This window comes from Algihabitans albus, from assembly GCF_003572205.1.
GTDB lineage: Bacteria > Pseudomonadota > Alphaproteobacteria > Kiloniellales > DSM-21159 > Algihabitans > Algihabitans albus.
The window spans coordinates 734,817-741,075 of the sequence record NZ_QXNY01000003.1 but is presented as its reverse complement, the minus strand read 5'-3'; the positions used below and the strand labels follow the sequence as shown (position 1 = coordinate 741,075).

The following is a 6,259-nucleotide window of genomic DNA, read 5'->3' as shown; positions in this document are numbered from 1 at the left end:
AACGTCTACGACCCCGAACGCCTCCAAAAAGCCGGATTCCAATACTCCGGTATCGGACGGGGCAAGAGCGTCCCTACCGCGCCGGCCAATCTGACCGTCGTTTCCTCACGCCTCGCGGGTTGAAGGACCTTGGACGCCATGCCCGTTCACACGCCGCCCAAAATCGTTCCGGTCGTTTTGTCGGGCGGTTCGGGGACGCGCTTGTGGCCGCTGTCGCGTCGCAGTTTCCCGAAGCAGTTCGCTGATCTGCTCGGTGGCGAGCCTTTGTTCCGCAGAACGCTTCGGCGGGTTTCGGATGCCGGGATTTTCGCCCCCCCGCTGGTCGTCTGTAATCTCGAGCACCGCTTCCTGGTGGCTGAGGAACTGCGTCAGGCCGGGTTGGAAGCCTCCGCGATCCTCCTGGAGCCCGAGGGTCGCAATACGGCTCCCGCCGCGGCGATCGCTGCACTGGTGGCGTTGCAGCGCGACCCAGCGGCGGTTCTGGCCCTCTTGCCAGCCGATCATCTGGTGGCCGAAGCCTCGGCTTTGGCTGGTCTGCTGCAGCGCGCGGCGGTCGTTGCAGCCGGAGATGGGACGCTAGGAGATGGGGCGTCGGGTGGTCATCTCGTCACTTTTGGGATCGTGCCACACCGTCCCGAGACGGGGTACGGCTACATTCGGGTGGGGCAGGCGCTGTCGGGTGACTCGGCTCGCGCGGCCGGAGCTTGCGAGGTTTCGGCCTTCGTCGAAAAGCCCGATTCGGAAACGGCTGCGGACTATCTGGCCAGTGGCGACTACCTCTGGAACAGCGGCATGTTCGTGGTCGGCGCTGGGCAGCTGCTGGCGGAGATGACACGTCACTGCCCGAAGGTGCTGGCGGCGGCCGAGGCGGCGCTGGCGGGGGCGCGGGAGGATCTCGATTTCCTGCGGCTGGAGGCTTCGGCTTTCGCGGCGGCGCCCTCGATCTCGCTGGACTATGCGGTGATGGAGCGCACGGACCGGGCGGCGGTGATTCCTGCCGAGGTGGGCTGGCACGACCTGGGCGCCTGGCCGGCGCTCTGGTCGGTGGCGGCGAAGGACCGTAACGGCAACGCGGTGGTGGGCGAAGCTCACTTGACCGAGGTCCGCGACAGCTACCTGAGGGCGGACGACGGGCGTCTGATCGCGGCACTGGGACTGGAGGATATGATCGTGGTCTCCACCCACGACGCGCTGCTCGTGGCGCCGCGGGCGCGGGCAGCGGAAATCGGCGATTTGGCGAAGACGCTGACCGCAGCTGGGCGCCCGGAAGCGACGGATCCGAAGGTGATCCGGCGGCCCTGGGGCAGCTACGAGACGCTGGTGGAGGCCGAGGGTTTCAAGGTCAAAAGAATCGTGGTGCGGCCAGCCGGACGATTGTCGCTGCAATACCACCATCACCGCTCGGAGCATTGGGTTGTGGTCTCCGGCGAGGCCGAGGTGACGCTGGGCGAGGAGGTTTTTGCGCTCGGTGCCGACCGCTCCACCTATGTGCCGCAGGGCACTCGCCACCAACTCTACAACCCGGGCCGCGCCCCGCTCGTCATTATCGAGGTTCAGTGCGGCACCTACCTTGGAGAGGATGACATCGTCCGGCTCGCCGACCTCTATGGACGCAGCGATCTCGTCGTCAGCAAGTAGCTGTGAGCCGCGCGAAGCGTTCCGAGGTCACGTGGGCCAAGGCCGATTGCATGCTATGCCATAAGCTGTCCGCCATTCACTTCGATGATCTGGCCGGTGATGTAAGCCGACGTCTCAGGTGACGCGAGAAACAGATAGGTCCCGACGCAGTCGGCTGCCGTGCCCAACCGTTTCACGGGGATTGCCGCAGCCGTGGCCTCGAGTTTCTCCGGACTGGAGTAGCGGCGGTGGAAGTCGGTCATGATCGTGCCGGGTGAGACCGCGTTGACCCGGATGCCGTCAGCGGCGAGCTCGCGTGCCAGAGCTCGGGTATGCGTCGAGACGAAGGCCTTGGCAGCCGAGTAGACGGACGAGCCGGGGCTGCCCCCCGTGCGTGCGGAGATCGATACCGTATTGACGATCGCGGCGGCTGTGGAGGCACGCAGCAGCGGAATGGCCGCTGCCGAGAGCAGCACGACCGATCGCGCGTTGAGGTCGGTGACGGCGTCGTAGTGCGCTGCCGTCGTCTCCACCGCCGGCATCCGACCCAGCATGGTCCCGGCGTTGTTGATCAGCAGGTCCAATCCGCCCAGTGTCGCGCCAGCCGCTCCGATCAGTTCGGCGGCGCTCTCAGGTCGCGTCAGGTCAGCTGAGACGAGCGTGACGCGTCCGGCTTCGTCCGGACTGAGATCGGGAAAGACCTCCTCCACCTTGCGTGCCGTGACGCCGGAATGTGCCAGCACCGTAGCACCGCAGGCGAGAAGAGCGCGCGCCACGGCCTGGCCGATTCCGCGGCCGGCGCCGGTCACCAGAGCCCGGTGCTCGGAGAAAAGGTCCTTGCGGAACGGCAGAGTCATGGGGGCATCTTCCTTTTTCGTTTTCAAACAGGTCGGTCGTCCTATGCTAAAGGGGAATCGAACGGGACGGGGGCTGGACCCCGCCCATACCGGCAAAGGGCTTATGCTCATCGAGCGGCAGAACCAGATTCTCGAGATCGCCAAGCACAGCGGCCGGGTCAGCGTAGAAGGACTCTCCGCCCAGTTCGGCGTGTCGGCCCAAACCATCCGCAAGGATCTCAACGAACTTTGCGAACGCGGCCTGCTCGACCGCGTGCACGGCGGCGCCATCATCGGTTCGACCGTCGAAAACGTCGGCTACGAAGCCAGACGTCTGATCGCACGCGACGCCAAACGCGCGATCGGCCAAGCTGCCGCCAAGTTGATTCCCGACGAGTCCTCGATTCTGATCAACATCGGCACCACCACCGAAGAGGTGGCGAAGTCCTTGAGAGAGCATGTCGGGATCTTGGCGATCACCAACAACATCAATGTCGCGAACATTCTGCGTGCTCATCCGAAACACGAAGTGATCATTGCATCGGGGGTCGTACGACACTCCGACGGAGGTATTGTAGGCGACGCCGCGGTGGAATTCATCCGTCGCTTCAAGGTCGACTATGCGGTCATCGGTGTCTCGGCGATTGAGACGAACGGAGATCTGATGGACTACGACTACCGGGAGGTCAGTGTCGCCCGCACCATCATGGAGAACGCCCGAAAGGTCATCCTGGTTGCCGATGCCAGTAAGTTCGAGCGTACCGCGCCGGTCCGCATCGCGCCGATTTCAGCCGTCGACGTCTTCGTTACGGATTACCTGCCCGGGCCCGCGATACGCGCAAGTCTCGCCGAAGCCGGGGTGACGCTGATCGAGGCCCGGGCTCCGGTCGCCGCCATCAGCGACTAGCGGCCTTTGAGTGAGAAAATAACCATTCTCTATCAACGCGCTAAAGTAGTTTAGCCCTAGGCGTCCCGCTGCTCGAAAGTCAAGAGTCGTGGGTTGGATGATTGCGAATTTACTTTCGTTTCGTAAAAAATCGAAAGTTATTTCGCCAATTGATTTTCGGTTTTCGAAAACATAGGCTAATGTTTGCGCATGAAGCGAAACCCGCTGCGCCTGTGAAACGACAGCGCGTGTAAGACTCATGGGCCGGGGAATGGACGCTTGAAGACCTACGATATCCTTGTCGTCGGTGGCGGTGTGAACGGCTGCGGCATCGCGCGCGATGCCGCCGGGCGCGGCTACTCCGTGCTGCTTTGCGAACAAAGCGATCTTGGCGGGGGGACGTCGGCGGCTTCGACCAAGCTGGTTCACGGCGGCCTGCGCTATCTCGAGCATTATGAATTTCGCCTGGTGCGCGAATCTCTGATCGAGCGGGAGGTGCTGCTGCGCATGGCGCCGCACATCATTTGGCCGCTCCGCTTCGTGCTGCCTCACCACCAGGGTCTGCGTCCGGCCTGGCTCTTGCGGCTGGGACTGTTCCTCTACGATCATCTGGGCGGCCGAAAGCTGTTGCCGCCGACCGAGGTGCGCGATCTCCGTCGCGATCCTGAAGGCGAGCCCTTGGCGGCCGCCTACAGCAAGGGGTTCGAGTATTCGGATTGTTGGGTCGAGGACTCGCGCCTTGTGGTCCTCAATGCCATGGATGCGGCCGAGCGGGGTGCGGAGATCCGGGTCGGCAGCCGCTGTGCCGAAGCGCGGCGCGAGGATGCGCTCTGGCATGTCGTCCTGCAGGACACCGAGGGCAGGCGCGAGACGGTTGCCACGCGTCTGCTGGTGAATGCCGCTGGCCCATGGGTCGATAAGGTACTCAGCGTCGCACTGGGGTCGAACGCGCCGCGCAAGGTCCGCCTGGTTCAGGGCAGCCATATCGTGCTGCCCCGCCTGTTCGCGCACGATAAGGCCTATATCTTCCAGAACGCCGACGGCCGCATCGTCTTTGCCATTCCCTACGAGCGCGACTTCACCTTGGTCGGCACTACGGACCGGGACTGGGACGGTGACCCCGGCGAGGTCGAGATCAGCGCCGAGGAGGTGGCCTACCTCTGCGCGGCGGTGAGCGACTATCTGCGCGAAGCGGTCACGCCGGAGCAGGTGGTCTGGACCTATTCCGGGGTCCGGCCGCTCTACGACGACGGCGCATCCAAGGCTCAAGAAGCGACTCGCGACTACGTGCTGACTCTCGAGCGTGGTCCCGACGGCGGGTCCGGGCCGGCGCTGCTGAATGTCTTCGGCGGCAAGATCACCACCTATCGGCGGCTCGCCGAGGCGGCCCTGACCAAACTTCAGGAAGCGCTTCCGGCCAAGGGTCGGCCCTGGACGGCTGGTACGACCCTGCCGGGCGGTGACTTTGCGGTCGAGGGCTTCGAAGCGCTGGCCGGGCGTCTGGCAAGCGACTACCCTTTCCTCGAGCCGAAGACGGCCCAGCGCCTTGTGCGCGCATATGGCACGCGCAGTTGGCAGATTCTCGGTCAGGCGAGTTCGAGTTCCGATCTAGGACGGACCTTCGGTGCCGATCTGACGGAGATGGAGGTGGAGTATCTGATGCGCGCGGAATGGGCACGCCGCGCGGCCGATGTGGTCTGGCGCCGCAGTAAGCTGGGTCTGCGCATGACGCAACCGGAGATCGCGGCCCTCGACGATTGGATGGCCGAGCGGGCGCGGGATCTGAACCGCGGCCTGCAGGCGGCAGGTTAGAGAGAAAGCGGTCATGGCGCTGGAACTCATTGAGATTGGCAAGACCGTCGCAGGGCAGCCGCATATCACGGACGTTTCTCTACGGCTGGAGCGGGGCAGTCTCAATGTGCTGCTCGGCCCGACACTGTCCGGCAAAACGAGTCTCATGCGCTTGATGGCTGGGCTCGATAAGCCGACCGGCGGCAAGCTGATGATGGAAGGGCGCGACCTGACGGGCGTGCCGGTACGCCGGCGCAACGTTGCCATGGTCTACCAGCAGTTCATCAATTACCCGACTTTGAGCGTCTACGAAAACATCGCCTCGCCCCTGAAGGTGGCCGGCACCGACAAAAAGACGATCGATCGCAAGGTGCAGGAAGCGGCCGAGTTGCTGCGCCTGACCCCGATGCTGGAGCGTAAGCCCTTGGAGCTGTCCGGCGGTCAGCAGCAGCGCACTGCGATTGCCCGCGCCCTCGTCAAGGGCGCCGAGCTGGTCCTGCTCGACGAACCTCTGGCCAACCTGGACTACAAGTTGCGTGAGGAACTGCGCGCGGAGCTGCCGCGGATCTTCCGCGAGTCCGGTGCCGTCTTCGTCTATGCCACGACCGAGCCGAGCGAGGCTCTGCTCTTGGGCGGCAAGACGGCCGCCCTTCACGAGGGTCGCGTTACCCAGTTCGGACCGACGGCCGAGGTCTACCGCCAACCCCGCGACTTGACCACGGCGCGCGCCTTCTCCGACCCGCCGCTGAACGTGGTACGGGTCCAGAAACGCGATGGCCGGGTGTGCTCGCCGGACGGCCTGCTGGACTTCGCGGCGGCTCAGGGGTTGGCCGATCTGCCGGACGGCACCTACAGTCTCGGCTTCCGCCCCCATCATCTCCACATCGACGCACCGCACGCCGACGCGGTGTCGGTCACCGCGTCCGTCGCCGTTTCCGAGATCACCGGGTCGGAGAGCTTCGTTCACGTCGACTTCGGGGCGGAGCGATGGGTGGCGATCTGGCATGGCGTCCACGAGTTGCCCGTCGACAGCGAGGTCGAGGTCTGGATCGATCCGGCGCGGGTTTTCGTCTTCGGTCTCGACGAGCGCTTGATCGTCGCGCCGACACGCGCAGAGGCAGCCTGAGGG

At 64.7% G+C, this 6,259-nt stretch carries 5 protein-coding genes; 4 read left to right on the top strand and 1 reads right to left on the bottom strand.

Translation table 11 applies throughout. The features are described from left to right. The first annotated feature begins 138 nt into the window (after positions 1-138). Positions 139-1,638, top strand: coding sequence for a mannose-1-phosphate guanylyltransferase/mannose-6-phosphate isomerase (locus tag DBZ32_RS10030; RefSeq protein ID WP_119166977.1), 1,500 nt, complete (start codon positions 139-141; stop codon positions 1,636-1,638). 53 nt (positions 1,639-1,691) lie between these two features. On the opposite strand, the gene DBZ32_RS10025 is transcribed toward DBZ32_RS10030, so the two are convergent. Continuing rightward, entirely contained in the window at positions 1,692-2,474 is a 783-nt protein-coding gene (locus DBZ32_RS10025) for an SDR family NAD(P)-dependent oxidoreductase (RefSeq protein WP_119166976.1), read from the bottom strand. 103 nt (positions 2,475-2,577) lie between these two features. Between DBZ32_RS10025 and DBZ32_RS10020 the strand changes: the two genes are divergently transcribed. From DBZ32_RS10020 to DBZ32_RS10010, 3 genes are all read left to right on the top strand, one after another. After that, positions 2,578-3,360, top strand: coding sequence for a DeoR/GlpR family DNA-binding transcription regulator (locus DBZ32_RS10020; protein ID WP_119166975.1), 783 nt, complete (start codon positions 2,578-2,580; stop codon positions 3,358-3,360). Positions 3,361-3,618: 258 nt separating this feature from the next. After that, on the top strand, positions 3,619-5,151 hold the full coding sequence (gene glpD / locus DBZ32_RS10015; protein WP_119166974.1) for a glycerol-3-phosphate dehydrogenase: 1,533 nt from the start codon (positions 3,619-3,621) through the stop codon (positions 5,149-5,151). Positions 5,152-5,164: 13 nt separating this feature from the next. Continuing rightward, on the top strand, positions 5,165-6,256 hold the full coding sequence (locus tag DBZ32_RS10010; RefSeq protein ID WP_119166973.1) for an ABC transporter ATP-binding protein: 1,092 nt from the start codon (positions 5,165-5,167) through the stop codon (positions 6,254-6,256). Positions 6,257-6,259 lie beyond the last annotated feature (3 nt).